This is a genomic window from Streptomyces sp. NPDC059567 (assembly GCF_042735655.1).
Taxonomy (GTDB): Bacteria; Actinomycetota; Actinomycetes; order Streptomycetales; family Streptomycetaceae; genus Streptomyces.
The window spans coordinates 21,885-37,225 of record NZ_JBHWBS010000052.1; the positions used below are offsets into that span (position 1 = coordinate 21,885).

11 protein-coding genes are annotated in these 15,341 nt (G+C 72.2%); 7 read left to right on the forward strand and 4 right to left on the reverse strand.

The window, feature by feature from the left end:
* Window positions 1–124 precede the first annotated feature (124 nt).
* The 5 genes from ACFVZW_RS22615 to ACFVZW_RS22635 all read left to right on the forward strand — a co-directional run bounded on the left by ACFVZW_RS22615 (window position 125) and on the right by ACFVZW_RS22635 (window position 7,051).
* Window positions 125–1,291, forward strand: a complete 1,167-nt coding sequence (locus tag ACFVZW_RS22615) for a sensor histidine kinase (RefSeq protein WP_384523953.1) — start codon at window positions 125–127, stop codon at window positions 1,289–1,291.
* Between the two features lie 352 nt (window positions 1,292–1,643).
* Window positions 1,644–2,930, forward strand: a complete 1,287-nt coding sequence (locus ACFVZW_RS22620) for a sensor histidine kinase (protein ID WP_384523956.1) — start codon at window positions 1,644–1,646, stop codon at window positions 2,928–2,930.
* 172 nt (window positions 2,931–3,102) lie between these two features.
* The gene (locus ACFVZW_RS22625) at window positions 3,103–3,762 is read left to right on the forward strand and encodes a response regulator transcription factor (RefSeq protein WP_329125454.1); all 660 of its coding nucleotides are present in this window, start codon (window positions 3,103–3,105) and stop codon (window positions 3,760–3,762) included.
* 306 nt (window positions 3,763–4,068) lie between these two features.
* Window positions 4,069–6,006 (forward strand): 2-oxoacid:acceptor oxidoreductase subunit alpha, encoded by a 1,938-nt coding sequence (locus ACFVZW_RS22630; RefSeq protein WP_384523959.1) that lies wholly within the window; start codon window positions 4,069–4,071, stop codon window positions 6,004–6,006.
* On the forward strand, window positions 5,999–7,051 hold the full coding sequence (locus ACFVZW_RS22635; protein WP_384523962.1) for a 2-oxoacid:ferredoxin oxidoreductase subunit beta: 1,053 nt from the start codon (window positions 5,999–6,001) through the stop codon (window positions 7,049–7,051). Before ACFVZW_RS22630 ends, ACFVZW_RS22635 begins: the two co-directional genes overlap by 8 nt.
* A 55-nt stretch (window positions 7,052–7,106) precedes the next feature.
* Here the strand turns inward: ACFVZW_RS22635 and ACFVZW_RS22640 are convergent, their stop codons facing one another.
* The 4 genes from ACFVZW_RS22640 to ACFVZW_RS22655 all read right to left on the reverse strand — a co-directional run bounded on the left by ACFVZW_RS22640 (window position 7,107) and on the right by ACFVZW_RS22655 (window position 13,096).
* A complete protein-coding gene (locus ACFVZW_RS22640) occupies window positions 7,107–9,308 on the reverse strand; it encodes a bifunctional serine/threonine-protein kinase/ABC transporter substrate-binding protein (RefSeq protein WP_384523965.1) in 2,202 nt (733 codons plus the stop codon).
* A 3-nt stretch (window positions 9,309–9,311) separates the two neighbouring features.
* On the reverse strand, window positions 9,312–11,504 hold the full coding sequence (locus tag ACFVZW_RS22645) for an ABC transporter substrate-binding protein (protein WP_384524016.1): 2,193 nt from the start codon (window positions 11,502–11,504) through the stop codon (window positions 9,312–9,314).
* A gap of 257 nt (window positions 11,505–11,761) precedes the next feature.
* Window positions 11,762–12,529 (reverse strand): hypothetical protein, encoded by a 768-nt coding sequence (locus ACFVZW_RS22650; RefSeq protein WP_384523968.1) that lies wholly within the window; start codon window positions 12,527–12,529, stop codon window positions 11,762–11,764.
* Between the two features lie 141 nt (window positions 12,530–12,670).
* Entirely contained in the window at window positions 12,671–13,096 is a 426-nt protein-coding gene (locus ACFVZW_RS22655; protein ID WP_384523970.1) for a winged helix-turn-helix transcriptional regulator, read from the reverse strand.
* Window positions 13,097–13,184: 88 nt separating this feature from the next.
* Here ACFVZW_RS22655 and ACFVZW_RS22660 point away from each other — a divergent pair, with 88 nt between their 5' ends.
* Both ACFVZW_RS22660 and rarD read left to right on the forward strand, forming a co-directional pair.
* Window positions 13,185–14,054 (forward strand): SDR family oxidoreductase, encoded by an 870-nt coding sequence (locus ACFVZW_RS22660; protein WP_384523973.1) that lies wholly within the window; start codon window positions 13,185–13,187, stop codon window positions 14,052–14,054.
* 82 nt (window positions 14,055–14,136) lie between these two features.
* Window positions 14,137–15,165, forward strand: a complete 1,029-nt coding sequence (gene rarD / locus ACFVZW_RS22665) for an EamA family transporter RarD (protein WP_384523976.1) — start codon at window positions 14,137–14,139, stop codon at window positions 15,163–15,165.
* The last annotated feature ends 176 nt before the right edge of the window (window positions 15,166–15,341 follow it).

Consider the following 15,341-nt stretch of genomic DNA (forward strand, 5'->3'; position numbering starts at 1 on the left):
TAGGCCCTGGCAAAGAGGCCGTAAGCGGTCGTGTCCACGGAGTGAGCGGGTGGGGATATCCCTACTTCCCTTCACCCACGTACCCCATGGCGTGCCCGGCCTCCGGACCGGCAGGCTTGGGCCCATGAGCGTCGACACCGATACCCCTGACAGCGACCGGCTGCCGCCCGCCCGCATCGGCTACGGCCGGCACACCTGGAAGGAGGTCTCCTTCCTGCTGGCCAATCTGCCGATCGCGCTGGTCGGCTTCGTGTACGCGGTGGTGTCGGTCGCCATCGGGGTCGGGCTGGCCGTCACGGTGATCGGTCTGCCCCTGCTGGCCCTGGGTCTCGCCGGAGCGCGCGGCCTGGGCCGGGCGGAGCGGGCGAGGGCCCGGGCGCTGCTCGGCGTACGGGTGGAGGAGCCCAGCCCGCTCCCCCACCGGCACGGCTTCTTCCCCTGGCTGTGGACGGCGCTGAAGGACCCGGTGGCCTGGCGGACGCTGTTGTACGGCTTCATCCGGCTGCCCTGGGGGATCGTGACCTTCACCGTCACCCTCGTCTCGCTGATCGTGCTCTGGCCCGTGCTGCCGTTCCTCGCCCGGGGGCTCGCCAACGCGGACCGGGCCATGGTCCGCGGTCTGCTCTCGCCCTCCGACGAACTGGAGCGGCGGATCGCCGAGCTGGAGAGCGACCGGGGCGTGGTCGTGGACACGGCCGCCGCGGATCTGCGCCGCATCGAGCGCGATCTGCACGACGGCGCCCAGGCCCGGCTCGTCGCGCTCGCCATGGGCCTCGGTCTGGCGAAGGAGAAGCTCCTGGAGGACCCGGAGGCGGCCGCTTCCATGGTCGACGAGGCGCACGGCGAGGTGAAGCTGGCGCTCCAGGAGCTCCGGGACCTGGCCCGGGGCATCCACCCGGCGGTCCTCACCGACCGCGGTCTGAACGCCGCGCTCTCCTCGATCGCCGCGCGCTGCACGGTCCCGGTGAAGGTGACGGTCGACCTGACCGAGCGGCCGGCCGAGGCCATCGAGGGCATCGCCTACTTCACGGTGTCCGAGCTGCTCCAGAACGTGTCCAAGCACGCGCAGGCACGTTCCGCCTCCGTGGAGGTGTGGCGCCGGGAGGACCGGCTGCTGCTCCAGGTACGGGACGACGGGCGCGGCGGGGCGCGGATGGACGGCGGTACGGGGATGGCGGGGCTCGCGGAGCGTCTGGGGGCGGTCGACGGGCTCTTCGTCCTCGACTCACCGGAGGGCGGTCCGACGACGGTCACGGCCGAACTCCCCTGGCGCGCCCGCCCGGCCGCCTAGCCGGACACCGCCGCCACCCCGAGCCACTGGGGCCGCAAGCCCCGGGCCGTCGCGGCGTCGGACCGTCGGGCCCACAGCCGCGGGCCGCTGGGCCGCCCAGCCGGACACGCCACCACCCCGGCCGCTGGGCCCGCAGGCCGTCGGGCCGGCAGGCGCGCAGGCCCGGGCACCCGGCCGCTGGGCCCGCAGCCCGCCAGGCCGTCGGGCCTCGGGCCGCCACGCCCCCACGCCCCCACGCCCCCAGGTAGGGAAAACCCCCGGCCGTAGACGCCCACCTCCCTCATGGTCCGCGGCGCGTCGAGCCGGAACGCTTGGATACGTCGAACTCCTCCAGCAGAAACGGACAACAGCGATGGCCACCCACCGCCTCCCCGCCGCGATCCGCGCGCCGTTCGAGGGCCGCACCTGGCGCGAGTTCGGCTACCTGGTGCTCGGGCTGCCGCTGAGCGTCGCCTACTTCGCGCTCTCCATCGCCCTGGTCTCGGCCGGCGCGGGCCTCCTGATCACCTTCCTCGGCATCCCCGTCCTGGCCGGTGCGCTCGCGATGTGCCGCGGCTTCGGCGCCGTGGAGCGGGCCCGGGCGCGCGGTCTGCTCGGGCTGGACGTGGCGGCGCCCGAGCCGGTGCGGGGCCGTACGGGCGGGGCGATGTCGTGGATGGGGGCGATGCTGAAGAGCGGCGCGTCCTGGCGGCACCTGCTGTACGCGATCCTCCACATGCCGTGGGCGATCTTCGCTTTCACGGTCTCGGTGGCCTTCTGGACGTACGGCTGGGCCCTCTTCACGTACCCGCTATGGCAGTGGGTGTTCCCGATGTACGCGGGCCAGGACGGCATCCAGCTGTACGGCGACCGGACACACGCCTTCTATCTGGACTCCCCCTTCGAGATCGCCGTCACCAGCGCCGTCGGCCTGCTCTTCGTGCTCGCCGGGCCGTGGATCATCCGTTCGCTGGCGGCCGTCGACCGGCTGATGGTCTCCGGGCTGCTCGGCCCGTCGCGGCTCGCGACCCGGGTCACGGAGCTGGAGACGGACCGGGGCGTGGTGGTGGACACCGCCGCCGCCGATCTGCGCCGCATCGAGCGCGATCTGCACGACGGCGCCCAGGCCCGGCTCGTCGCGCTCGCCATGGATCTGGGTCTGGCGAAGGAGAAGCTGACCGAGGACCCGAAGGCCGCGGCGCGGATGGTCGAGGAGGCGCACGGCGAGGTGAAGACCGCGCTGCAGGAGCTGCGGGACCTGGCCCGGGGCATCCACCCGGCTGTGCTGACCGACCGCGGCCTGGACGCCGCGCTGTCGGCGGTCGCGTCCCGCTGCACGGTCCCGGTGTCGGTGGAGGTCGATCTCCCGGCGCGGCCGGTGCCCGCGATCGAGGGCATCGCCTACTTCACCGTGTCCGAGCTGCTCCAGAACGTGTCCAAGCACTCGGGCGCCCGGCGCGCCTGGGTGGACGTGTGGCGTGCGGGCGACCGGATGATGCTGCAGGTCAGGGATGACGGCCGGGGAGGCGCGGACGCCACGGCGGGCAGTGGTCTCGCCGGACTGACGGAGCGGCTCGGCGCGGTCGACGGGATCCTGGCGGTGGACTCCCCCGCCGGCGGCCCGACGACGATCACCGCCGAACTCCCCTGGCGCGCCTGAGTCGTCCACGCGACGTCGGCCACGCGACGGACGCACCGACGACCACCCCGTCCGACACACCCCTGAACCCCAAGCCGCCCCGGCGCGTCCCTCTTACTGCGATGCTGGGAGAGATCGCGGAAGAACATCGGAACATGGGGGCTTCAGGGTCGTGGGAGACGTGGCGGACAGGGTGCGTGTGGTCATCGCCGAGGATTCAGTGCTGCTCCGTGAGGGCCTGACCCGGCTGCTGACCGACCGGGGGCACGAGGTCGTCGCCGGTGTGGGCGACGGCGAGGCCCTGGTGAAGACCGTGGCCGGTCTCGCCGGTGAGGACGCGCTGCCCGACGTGGTGGTGGCGGACGTACGGATGCCTCCCACGCACACCGACGAGGGCGTACGGGCGGCGGTGCGGCTGCGCAAGGAGTACCCGGGGCTCGGGGTCCTGGTCCTTTCGCAGTACGTGGAGGAGCAGTACGCCACCGAGCTGCTGGCCGGTTCCAGCCGGGGTGTGGGCTATCTGCTGAAGGACCGGGTCGCCGAGGTCCGCGAGTTCGTGGACGCCGTGGTCCGGGTGGCCAGGGGCGGTACGGCGCTGGACCCGGAGGTCGTGCAGCAGCTGCTCGGCCGGAGCCGTAAGCAGGACGTGCTCGCGAACCTGACCCCGCGCGAGCGGGAGGTCCTGGGGCTGATGGCCGAAGGGCGGACGAACTCGGCGGTCGCGAAACAGCTGGTGGTGAGCGACGGCGCGGTGGAGAAGCACGTCAGCAACATCTTCCTGAAGCTGGGCCTGTCTCCGAGTGACGGGGATCACCGCCGGGTACTCGCGGTGCTGACCTACCTGAACTCCTGATTACCTGACACCCTGTCAGATAGTCGAGGGGGGATCCGGCCAAGACGGACCTAATGCCGAGACAAGCGGGGCCTAGTACCAAAGGACGAGCGGAACGCGACTTTCCCGAAGACTCTGGGGGGCGACAGAACGTGACAATGCATGACGAAGAGGCATCTCAAAACGAGGTCCACGATGCGAGAAGTCCCGGGAAGGCCTCCCTCACCGTCGTAGGGTGGGCCACGGGGCGGCCGGTCCGCCGACCGTCCCCCGAGCCTTCTCCCGCCTCCGGCGGAGAGACCCTTGCCGCGAGGGAGGTCCAGTTCAGTGACCAGCCAGGTCAGTAGCGAGGCCGGTGAGGCCCTGGTCGGGGAGCAGCGCACCATCCCCGCAGCGCCCCGCCACGGCGAAGAGAAGGAAGTCCGGCGACTCGACCGGGTGATCATCCGGTTCGCCGGCGACTCCGGTGACGGTATGCAGCTGACGGGTGACCGGTTCACCTCCGAGACGGCGTCCTTCGGGAACGACCTCTCGACGCTGCCGAACTTCCCCGCCGAGATCCGGGCCCCCGCCGGCACGCTGCCGGGTGTCTCCTCCTTCCAGCTGCACTTCGCGGACCACGACATCCTGACCCCGGGCGACGCCCCGAACGTGCTGGTCGCGATGAACCCGGCCGCTCTGAAGGCCAACGTCGGCGACGTGCCCCGCGGCGGCGAGATCATCGTCAACACGGACGAGTTCGCCAAGCGGGCCATGGCCAAGGTCGGCTACGACACCTCCCCGCTGGAGGACGGCTCGCTGGCGGCCTACCGGGTCCACCCGGTCCCGCTGACGACGCTGACGATCGAGGCCCTGAAGGAGTTCGGCCTGTCCCGGAAGGAGGCCGAGCGCTCCAAGAACATGTTCGCGCTCGGGCTGCTCTCCTGGATGTACCACCGGCCGACCGAGGGCACCGAGACCTTCCTGCGCCAGAAGTTCGCGAAGAAGCCGCAGATCGCCGAGGCCAACGTGGCCGCCTTCCGGGCCGGCTGGAACTTCGGCGAGACGACCGAGGACTTCGCCGTCTCCTACGAGGTCGCCCCGGCGACCCGGGCGTTCCCCACCGGCACGTACCGGAACATCTCCGGGAACCTGGCCCTGTCGTACGGCCTGATCGCCGCCTCCCGCCAGGCCGACCTGCCGCTCTACCTGGGCTCGTACCCGATCACCCCGGCCTCGGACATCCTGCACGAGCTCAGCAGGCACAAGAACTTCGGTGTCCGCACCTTCCAGGCCGAGGACGAGATCGCCGGCATCGGCGCCGCGCTCGGCGCGGCCTTCGGCGGCTCGCTCGCCGTCACCACCACCTCCGGCCCGGGTGTGGCGCTCAAGTCGGAGACGATCGGCCTCGCGGTCTCCCTGGAACTGCCGCTGCTCATCGTGGACATCCAGCGCGGCGGCCCGTCGACGGGTCTGCCGACCAAGACCGAGCAGGCCGACCTCCTCCAGGCCATGTACGGCCGCAACGGCGAGGCCCCGGTCCCGGTCGTGGCCCCGAAGACCCCCGCGGACTGCTTCGACGCGGCCGTCGAGGCGGCCCGGATCGCGCTCACGTACCGCACGCCGGTCTTCCTGCTCTCCGACGGCTACCTCGCCAACGGCTCCGAGCCCTGGCGCATCCCCGACGTCGACGAACTGCCCGACCTGCGCGTCCAGTTCGCCGGCGGCCCGAACCACGAGCTGGCGGACGGCACCGAGGTCTTCTGGCCGTACAAGCGCGACCCCCAGACGCTCGCGCGGCCCTGGGCCGTGCCCGGCACCCCCGGCCTCGAGCACCGCATCGGCGGCATCGAGAAGCAGGACGGCACCGGCAACATCAGCTACGACCCCGCCAACCACGAGTTCATGGTCCGCACGCGGCAGGCCAAGGTCGACGGCATCGAGGTCCCGGACATCGAGGTCGACGACCCGGACGGCGCGAAGACCCTCGTCCTCGGCTGGGGTTCCACCTACGGGCCGATCACGGCGGCCGTCCGCCGGCTGCGGGGGGCCGGCCACCCGATCGCCCAGGCCCATCTGCGCCATCTGAACCCCTTCCCGAAGAACCTCGGGGAGGTGCTGAAGCGGTACGAGAAGGTGGTCGTCCCGGAGATGAACCTGGGACAGCTCGCCACCCTCGTCCGGGCGAAGTACCTCGTCGACGCCCGGTCGTACACGCAGGTCAACGGGATGCCGTTCAAGGCCGAGCAGCTCGCTTCGGCCCTCAAGGAGGCCATCGATGAGTGAGTCGCTCCTGAACCTCGTGCCGAAGGCCGAAGCCACTCAGTCGATGAAGGACTTCAAGTCCGACCAGGAGGTGCGCTGGTGCCCGGGGTGCGGCGACTACGCCGTCCTCGCCGCCGTGCAGGGCTTCATGCCCGAACTCGGCCTGGCGAAGGAGAACATCGTCTTCGTCTCCGGCATCGGGTGCTCCTCCCGCTTCCCGTACTACATGAACACGTACGGGATGCACTCCATCCACGGCCGCGCCCCGGCCATCGCCACGGGTCTGGCCACCTCGCGCCGCGACCTGTCGGTCTGGGTGGTCACGGGTGACGGCGACGCGCTCTCCATCGGTGGCAACCACCTCATCCACGCGCTGCGACGGAACGTCAACCTCAAGATCCTGCTCTTCAACAACCGGATCTACGGTCTGACGAAGGGGCAGTACAGCCCCACCAGCGAGCTCGGCAAGATCACCAAGTCGACCCCGATGGGGTCCCTGGACGCGCCGTTCAACCCGGTCTCGCTGGCGATCGGCGCGGAGGCGTCCTTCGTGGCCCGGACGGTCGACTCCGACCGCAAACACCTCACCGAGGTCCTGCGGCAGGCCGCCGACCACCCCGGCACGGCGCTCGTGGAGATCTACCAGAACTGCAACATCTTCAACGACGGCGCCTTCGAGGTCCTCAAGGACAAGGACCAGGCCCAGGAGGCCGTGATCCGGCTGGAGCACGGACAGCCGATCCGCTTCGGCACGGGCCTGGACAAGGGAGTCGTACGGGACCCGGCCACGGGCGATCTGAAGGTCGTCACGGTCACCCCGGAGAACGAGAGCGCGATCCTGGTCCACGACGCCCACTCCGCCTCCCCGACGACCGCGTTCGCCCTGTCGCGGCTCGCCGACCCGGACACGCTGCACCAGACGCCGATCGGCGTGTTCCGCTCGGTGCGGCGGCCGGTGTACGACACGCTCATGGCCGACCAGCTGGACACGGCGACCGAGCAGCACGGCAAGGGCGACCTGGGGCAGCTGCTCGCGGGGAACGACACCTGGACCGTGGTGGGTTAGCCACGCGCGATACGGAGATGAGGGGTGCGGACCGCGAGGAGCGGAACCGCACCCCTCACTGCTTCTTCCGGCGCTTCTTCTCGTCCTCCACCACCTTCTCGTACGGGCCGATGTAGCGCGGAGCGCCCCGCTCGATCCGGTACAGGAACAGCTCGTCGTGGTACTGGAAGATCATCACGCTCTGCGAGTCGAAGCCGTACTTCTTCGCGACGCCCTGGAACGCGAACGCCCGCATCGCCCCCCGCACGGCGACCCGCGTGATCTCCAGCCGCTGGCTCGACACCAGTCCCGTCATGCGCTCGGCCAGGCACATCACCGAGTCGTACGCCTCCACCGCGAAGCGCTCGACCGGCGCCGTGCCCGACAGGCCCCAGCGCTTGCGATAGGCGGCGGTGAACGCCTTGGCCGCGGGGACGAGCGCCGGGTCGATGTAGGTGGTGCCGAAGTACCAGCCCTCGGCCGCCGGGCCCGCGACGGAGAAGAACTCCGGTGCCAGCGCGTACTCGATGCCACCGCGCAGACCTCCGTAGCCCTGCCGCTTCAGCTCCTTGGCGCACAGTCCGGCACGGCGCGGGGAGACGCCCCCGAAGAGCACGACGTCGGGACGGGTGGCAAGGGCCTCCCGCACCGCAGGTCCGAAGTCCTCTTCCCTCGCGGCTATCTGATGGATGGTCACTTCCTCGCCCACGGCGCTCATTGTGCTCTTCACGGAGTTGGCCGTACGCCAGCCGAAGTCGCCCGCCGCCCGGTCCAGCACCACGGCCGTCCGCTTGGCGCCACGCACCAGGGCGATGCTGGTGACGGGCAGCTGCAGCATGTCGTGCTGGACGCGCAGCTCGCGATAGACGGGGCTGACGCTCGGAAGGGCCAGGTCGCCCTGGTCGACGCCGACGGCGACGGCAGCGAGGACCAGCTTGCTCGCGAAGTACGCGTCGGCAGCGGCGATCACGGTGTCGCGGGTGGTCGGGCCGATCACGGCCATGACGGCCGCGTCGTTCACGAACTCCCGCGCCACGGCTCCGGCCCTTCTCGGGTCGCCCTCGTCGTCCCGTACCTTCAGCGCCAGGTCGAAGGGCCGCTCGGAACGGGCGTTGAAGGTCTCGACGGCCAGTCTCGCGCCACGCTCCTGGGCGCGTCCGTCCGCCGCACGGGACCCGCTCAGATCGGTCTGGACGCCGATCGTGTAGGCGGGCAGGGCCGCGGTCGGCCCGCCTGCCGACGGGCTCCCGGGGGTGCGGTTCACCAACCAGGCCGTCAGCCCGCCGGCCCCGGCGACGGCGGCCGCGGAACCGAGGGCCAGGAAGCGCCGCCGTGACGGCGAGATGCGGGCCGGTTCGGCGGAGGGCACGACGACGGTCGGCTCCGCCACGGGCAGGTCCAGGACCCGGGCGGAGCGCTCGGCGATCAGCGCGGGCAGCCCTGCCGGCAGCCAGTCGCCCGCCGGACCGTCGGCCGGGCCGAGGAAGGCCCGTACGTCCGCCCCCGTGGGCCGGTCCGCGGGGTCCTTGGCCAGGCAGGCCGTCACCAGCAGCAACAGCGCTTCCGGTACGTCGTCGAGATCGGGCTCCTCGTGGACGGTGCGGTACACGACCGCGGCCACCCCGCCCGTACCGAAGGGGCGACGGCCGGTGCTCGCGTACGCGAGCACGCACCCCAGCGAGAAGACGTCGCTCGGCGGGCCGACCTCGTCGGCGCCGGTGACGCGGGCCTGCTCGGGGGCGAGGAAGCCGGGCGTGCCGATCATCGCGTCGGTGGCGGTGAGGGCGGTGGCCCCGGCCGACCTGGCGATGCCGAAGTCGATCAGCCGGGGTCCGTCGAGGGCGAGCAGGACGTTGCCGGGCTTGACGTCGCGGTGGACGAGTCCGGCCTGGTGCATGTCGGTGAGCGCGTCGGCGAGCCGGGCGCCCAGGGCCCGTACGGTCGCCTCGGGCAGGGCGCCGTGGAGGCCGACGGCCTCGGCGAGCGAGGGGCCGGGCACGAACTCGGTGGCCAGCCACGGCTCCCGGGCCTCCGGGTCGGAGCCGAGGACGCGGACCACCCAGCGGCCGGTGATCCGCTCGGCGACCCTGGCCTCCCGCCGGAACCGCTCCCGGAAGCCCGGGTCGGCGGCGTGCTCGGCCAGGATCAGCTTGAGCGCGGCGAGCGCGCCGCCGGCGGACCGGGCGAGGTAGACCACGCCCATGCCACCGGAGCCGAGCCGGCCGAGCAGGCGATATCCGGCGATCGCCGAGGGGTCGGCGGGGCGCAGGGGCCGCACCTCTCAGACCCGTCTGTTCTTCGGCGGGACCGAGGGGGCGAACTCCAGCGGCTTGTACCGTCCGTTCTCCACGGTGTACATGAAGGTGCCGGACGCCGCCAGCTGCCCGCTCTCGGGATCGAAGACGTAGCCGCCCATGGCGCCCGTGTACTTGGCCTTGCGCAGCGAGGAGACAAGCGTCCCGCGGTCGGGGCGCTTCCCGCCCTTGGCCGCCTTCTCGACCTCCTGGAGCAGGAGGTTGACCATGTCGAAGTTCTCGCCCGTGTAGAAGTCGGGGGCCGTGCCGTACCGCTTCCGGTGCGCGCCGACGAGGGCGGACGCCTCCTTGCGCGTCGTGGGATCGACGACCGGTGCGCCGAGGATCCAGCCCTCCGCCGCGCCCCTCGCCTCCGCCAGGAACCGGGACCCGAAGACGTGCTGCCCGGCGACCTTCATGCCGGTGAAGCCGAGTTCGTCGAGCGCGCGGGCGGCGAGGACGGCACTCGGGGTGAGACCGCAGTGGACGTAGGCGTCCATGCCCTCCGCCATCATGCCGCCGAGCACCCGCTTGTAGTCGGTGGTGGGCCCGGGGACGACACGGGGAACGGGGACGACCCTTCCCTGTCGGAAGGCGAAGTTCGCGCCGCCGATGTACTGCCAGGCGTAGGTGTCGTCGGTCCGCTCCTGAAGGATGCCCGGCCGGATGCTCAGGGTCTTCGTCAGCACGTAGTAGGCGAGGCCGCTGCCCGCGAGGATGTGCTGCGGGCAGGCCTGCACCATCGAGAGCCCCTGGCCCCCCGCCGGGTTGGTCAGCAGGTTCAGCCCGGCCGAGACCGTGATCACAGGCAGGAGTGCCTCGTCGTACGCGGGGAGGGCGGCCAGGCCCGTGTAGTCGGAGGTGGGCCCGATGACCCCGAGGACGTCGGGGTCGCCGGTGAGGACGCGTGCCGCGGCCAGGGCCCTGTTGCTGTCGCCGCCGTCGTCGGAGACCTTGAGTTCGAGCGTGAACGGCTTGTCCGCGCGGGCGTTGAACTGCTCGACGGCGAGCCGGGCTCCGCGCTCCTGCGCGCGGCCGATGTCCTTGGCGGGGCCGGTCAGGTCGGCGTGCACGCCGACGACCCAGCGCCGCTCCTTCGGGGCGGGGGCGGCCTTCTCGCCCTTGTCGTCGTCCCGCAGCGCGGCCCAGGCACCGATGCCGCCTCCTGTGGCGAGGACGGCCGCGCCCGAGGTCAGGAGCAGGAACCTCCGCCTGCTGGAGGCGGGTTGGCCGGCAGTGTCCGACGAGGCCCCGAGCTCGGTGGCGTCGATCTCGGGCAGCGCCAGCATCGCCGCCGAGCGCTCGGCGATGGTCCGCACGACGGGGGCGGGGAGCCAGTCGGCTGCCATGCCCGGGGTGTCCTCCGTGAGGCGGGCGGCGATCTCCTCGGCGGTGGGCCGCTGGGCGGGGTCCTTGGCGAGGCAGGCGCGCAGCAGGTCCATGAGCCCCGCCGGTACGCCGGTGAGGTCGGGTTCGTCGTGGACGGTGCGGTACAGCAGGGCGTCGACCGCTCCCGTACCGAAGGGCGGGCGTCCGGTGGCCGCGTGGGCGAGGAGGCAGCCGAGCGCGAAGACGTCGCTGGGCGGGCCGATCTCGGCGCCGCGGGCCTCGGCCTGTTCGGGGGCGAGGAAGCCGGGCGTGCCGACGACCATGTCGGTGGAGGTGAGCGCGGTCTCCCCCGTCGTCCGTGCGATGCCGAAGTCGATGAGGCGCGGGCCGTCGACGGCGAGCAGGACGTTGCCGGGCTTGACGTCGCGGTGCACGAGTCCGGCCTCGTGCACGGCCGCCAGCGCGCGGGCGAGCGCGCCACCGAGGATCCGTACGCTCCGCTCCGGCAGCGGACCGTGCGCGGACACCGCCTCGCCGAGAGAGGGTCCGGGGACGAAGGCGGTCGCCATCCAGGGCTCGGGGGCGCCCGGGTCGGCGCCCGTGACGGGGACGGCCCAGGGGCTGGCGACCCGGCGGGCGGCCTCGACCTCACGGCGGAACCGGGCGCGGAAGTCGGCCTGGTCGGCCTGGTCCGCGTGGGTGACCTTCACGGCGGCGAGTTCGCCGTTGTCCGTACGGCCGAGGTAGACCACGCCCATGCCGCCGGCGCCGAGCCGGCCGAGCAGCCGGTACCCGGCGATCGACGACGGGTCGGAGGACAGCAGCGGCTGGAGGGCACCGGGCCGGGGCAGTGGACGAGGATCCGGCTGCGGGTCCGGCTGGGGACCGGTCTGGGAGTCCGGCTGCGGATCAGGCTGCCCGTCGGGCCGGTGCGCCGACCGAGGATCCGGCTGCGGACCGGGCTGAGAGTCCGACTGCGGATCAGGCTGCCCGTCGAGCCGGTGCGCCGACCGAGGATCCGGCTGCGGACCGGGCTGCCCGTCGAGCCGGTGCGCCGACCGAGGATCGGGCTGCGGGTCCGGCTGCGGGTCCGGCTGGGCGGTGGGGCTCACGACTGGACCTCCAGCTCGTCTTCGGCACGACCGACCATGGCGACGAGGGCCTGAACCTGCGCGCCGTCGAGCTCCTTGCCGACGTGGCCGGGCGCGCCCTTCACGACGGCGGCGACGGTGACCTGTCCGACGCGGGACTGGTACCAGGAGTACGTCTGCTCGCCCTTGACGGCGTCGTTGACGTACTTCCCCGCCTCTCTCAGCGAGTCCACGGCCGTGTAGTTGCCTCCGACGCCGAAGGGGCTGCCGAGGGACATCAGGCCGGTGATCCGCTCCCCGTCGCGCAGTCGCTGGTCGGGGCAGCGGAGCACCTCCTCCAGGGTCTGGGCCATCTCCCAGTCGGCGTCCGACTCGGTGCGGTGGACGAGGACGGTCGCGGAGACCCGCAGCAGCCCCCTGTCGGCCGAGGCGGGGATCTCGCTGTAGGCGGTGACGCTGTAGAGCACGCTCCCCGGGCGGGTGCCGGTCTCCCAGGTGCACTGCGCGCCGAGCACGGGCCAGTAGTCGTCGGCGCTGAGGTGCGGGGTGCGCTTGACGTAGTCCGAACCCCAGGATTCGGGTCCCGCGACGATCGCAAGGGCGAGCCGCTTGGCCTCGGCCGCGTTCTTCGGGGCGCGCTTCGGGTCCGCGCTGAAGGGGAGCTTCGTGGGCGCGACGGGTGTCGCCGTCGGGCTCCCGGTGGGTGGGGCCGTCGAGGTCGGACCCGACTTCCCCCCGGGCTGTTCGCCGTCGTCCCCGGAGCTCGAGCATCCGGTCAGGATCAAGCCGCAGGCGAGTAAGCCCCCGCATGCGCGCAGCACTCTTCGGTACCCGTACGTCACGTTTCCCCCACGCACGCTCACACTTGCCCCCAGTGGTGAGCAGATCGTACGACGTGTCGGGTCCAACACGCCCTGGTTACAACATCATTGGGTCGATCCCGTAGCCGCCTCGCGACGCGCCTCGTCGTAGCGGGCGCGGGCTTCCCGGACGGCCGGGACCCTCTCGTCGGTCCAGCGGGCCAGCTCCCAGACCTGGCGGGCGGCCTCCTCTCCCAGTTCGGTGAGGCTGTAGTCGACGCGGGGCGGGATGACCGGCTTGGCGTCACGGTGGACGAAGCCGTCGCGCTCCAGGGTCTGGAGCGTCTGGGTGAGCATCTTCTCGCTGACCCCGCCGACCCTGCGGCGCAGCTCGCTGAAGCGGTACGAACGCTCCCGCAGCGCGATGAGGATCAGGACCCCCCATCGGCTGGTGACGTGCTCCAGGACGAGCCGCGCCGGGCACATCGTGCCGTCGACGTCCGCCAGCAGGCTCTTCGGTTCGGTCCCGACCCTCGCATCACTTACTCCCATGCCAGTACCTTACTTCAAAGTGGGTACTTTCGAATAGTTGGCGCCCCTCGTACGGTGAGTACATCACCCCGCGAGCAAGGAGATCACCATGAGCATCGTCGTCACCGGAGCCACCGGACAGCTCGGCCGTCTCGTCGTCGACGAGCTGCTGACCCGGGTTCCCGCCGCGTCCGTGGCCGCCGTCGTCCGCGACAAGGCCAAGGCGGCCGACCTCGCCGAGCGCGGCGTCGAGCTGCGGATCGCCGACTACGGCAAGCCGGAGACCCTGGCGGGCGCGTTCGCCGCCGGCGACCGGGTGCTGCTGATCTCCGGCAGCGAGGTCGGGCAGCGCGTGGCGCAGCACACCGCGGTGATCGACGCGGCCAAGGCCGCCGGCGTCGCCCAGCTCGCCTACACCGGCATCCTCGGCGGACCGGAGGCCGACTTCGACCTGGCCGCCGAACACAGGGAGACCGAGCGGCGGATCCTCGACTCCGGCCTGCCGTACACCTTCCTGCGCAACGGCTGGTACACCGAGAACTACACCGCCAACCTCGCCCCCGTCCTCGCGCACGGCGCCGTCGTCGCCAACGCCGGCGAGGGCCGGGTCGCCTCCGCCACCCGCGCCGACTACGCCGCCGCGGCCGCCGCGGTCCTGACCGGCCCGGCCGAGACCCACCGGAACACCGCGTACGAACTGAGCGGCGACGTCGCCTGGTCGCTGGCCGAGTACGCGGCCGAGGTCGCCCGCCAGACGGGCCGGGAGATCACGTACAGCAACGTCCCGGCCGAGACGCACGAGGAGATCCTGACCGGCGCGGGCGTCCCGCCGTTCTTCGCCGCGATCCTCGTGGACGTCGACAAGGCCATCGAGCGCGGGGCGCTCGCCGGGCGGACCGGCGAGCTCTCCCGCCTGATCGGCCGTCCGACCACCCCGCTCGCCGAGACGATCGCCGAGGCCCTCACCCAGAGGTCATGACCGTATAGCGGTACGGACATGACAGCCGGCCCTGTGCGGCGCTACCTTCGACGGAACAGCGTGGCGCAGGGCAGGAGGTTCGGTGAAGGAAGACAACGAGGGGCGAGCAGGGCTTCTGTACGGGATCGGCGCCTACGGCATGTGGGGGCTCGTCCCGCTCTTCTGGCCACTTCTCAAGCCGGCCGGGGCGGTCGAGATCCTCGCCCACCGGATGGTGTGGTCGCTGGTCGTCGTCGGCATCGCGCTCCTCGCGCTGCGCCGCTGGGGCTGGATACGCGAGCTGGTGCGCAGCCCGCGCAAGCTGGGCCTCATCACGCTCGCCGCGACGGTCATCACCGTCAACTGGGGCGTCTACATCTGGGCCGTCAACGCCGGCCAGGTCGTCGAGTCCTCCCTCGGCTACTTCATCAACCCGCTCGTCACCATCGCCCTGGGCGTGCTGCTCCTGAAGGAGCGGCTGCGGCCCGCGCAGTGGGTGGCGGTCGGCGTGGCCGCCACGGCCGTCCTGGTCCTCTCGATCGGCTACGGGCGCCCGCCGTGGATCTCGCTGATCCTGGCCTTCTCCTTCGGCGTCTACGGCCTGGTGAAGAAGAAGGTCAACATCGGCGGCCTGGAGTCGCTGGCCGCCGAGACCGCCGTCCAGTTCCTGCCCGCCCTCGCCTATCTGCTGTGGCTCGGCACGCAGGGCTCGGCCACCTTCGGCACCGAGGGCGCGGGACACGCGGCCCTCCTCGCGGCGACCGGAATCGTCACCGCCGTACCCCTGGTCTGCTTCGGCGCGGCGGCCATCCGCGTGCCGCTGTCGACGCTGGGGCTGCTCCAGTACCTGGCTCCGGTCTTCCAGTTCAGTCTGGGCGTCCTGTACTTCCACGAGGCGATGCCGCCGGAGCGCTGGGCGGGCTTCTCCCTCGTGTGGCTCGCGCTGACGATCCTGACCTGGGACGCGCTGCGGACGGCGCGGCGGAACCGGGCGGAGGCGGAGGCGCTGGCCAAGGCCGTCGTGGACCGCGCCCTGCGGCGGCGCGACACCGCGGCCGAGGACATCACGACCGGACCCGCCGGGCCCGGGACCGCGGCCGTCCCCACGACATCGACCAGGCCCTCACACTGACCACCGCCCCATGCCCCGGGGGGGGGGCGGGAGCAGAGACACGCTCGGGGGGGGGGGGGGCGGGGTCAGGGGGGTACTGGTTGGGAGGTGGGGGAGCGGGGACGCAGTCGGGGGGGGGGGTGGGCGGCGGCGGGGCGGGGGGGTGGCCCCCGCGCGCGCGGCGCGAGATAGACACC

What these genes read in the sequence shown, in the direction of transcription:
- ACFVZW_RS22635 (WP_384523962.1), top strand. Translation starts at nt 5,999, where the DNA reads ATGAGTGAGTCGCTCCTGAACCTCGTGCCGAAGGCCGAAGCCACTCAG.
- ACFVZW_RS22615 (WP_384523953.1), top strand. Translation starts at nt 125, where the DNA reads ATGAGCGTCGACACCGATACCCCTGACAGCGACCGGCTGCCGCCCGCC.
- ACFVZW_RS22660 (WP_384523973.1), top strand. Translation starts at nt 13,185, where the DNA reads ATGAGCATCGTCGTCACCGGAGCCACCGGACAGCTCGGCCGTCTCGTC.
- ACFVZW_RS22655 (WP_384523970.1), bottom strand. Translation starts at nt 13,096, where the DNA reads ATGGGAGTAAGTGATGCGAGGGTCGGGACCGAACCGAAGAGCCTGCTG.
- ACFVZW_RS22620 (WP_384523956.1), top strand. Translation starts at nt 1,644, where the DNA reads ATGGCCACCCACCGCCTCCCCGCCGCGATCCGCGCGCCGTTCGAGGGC.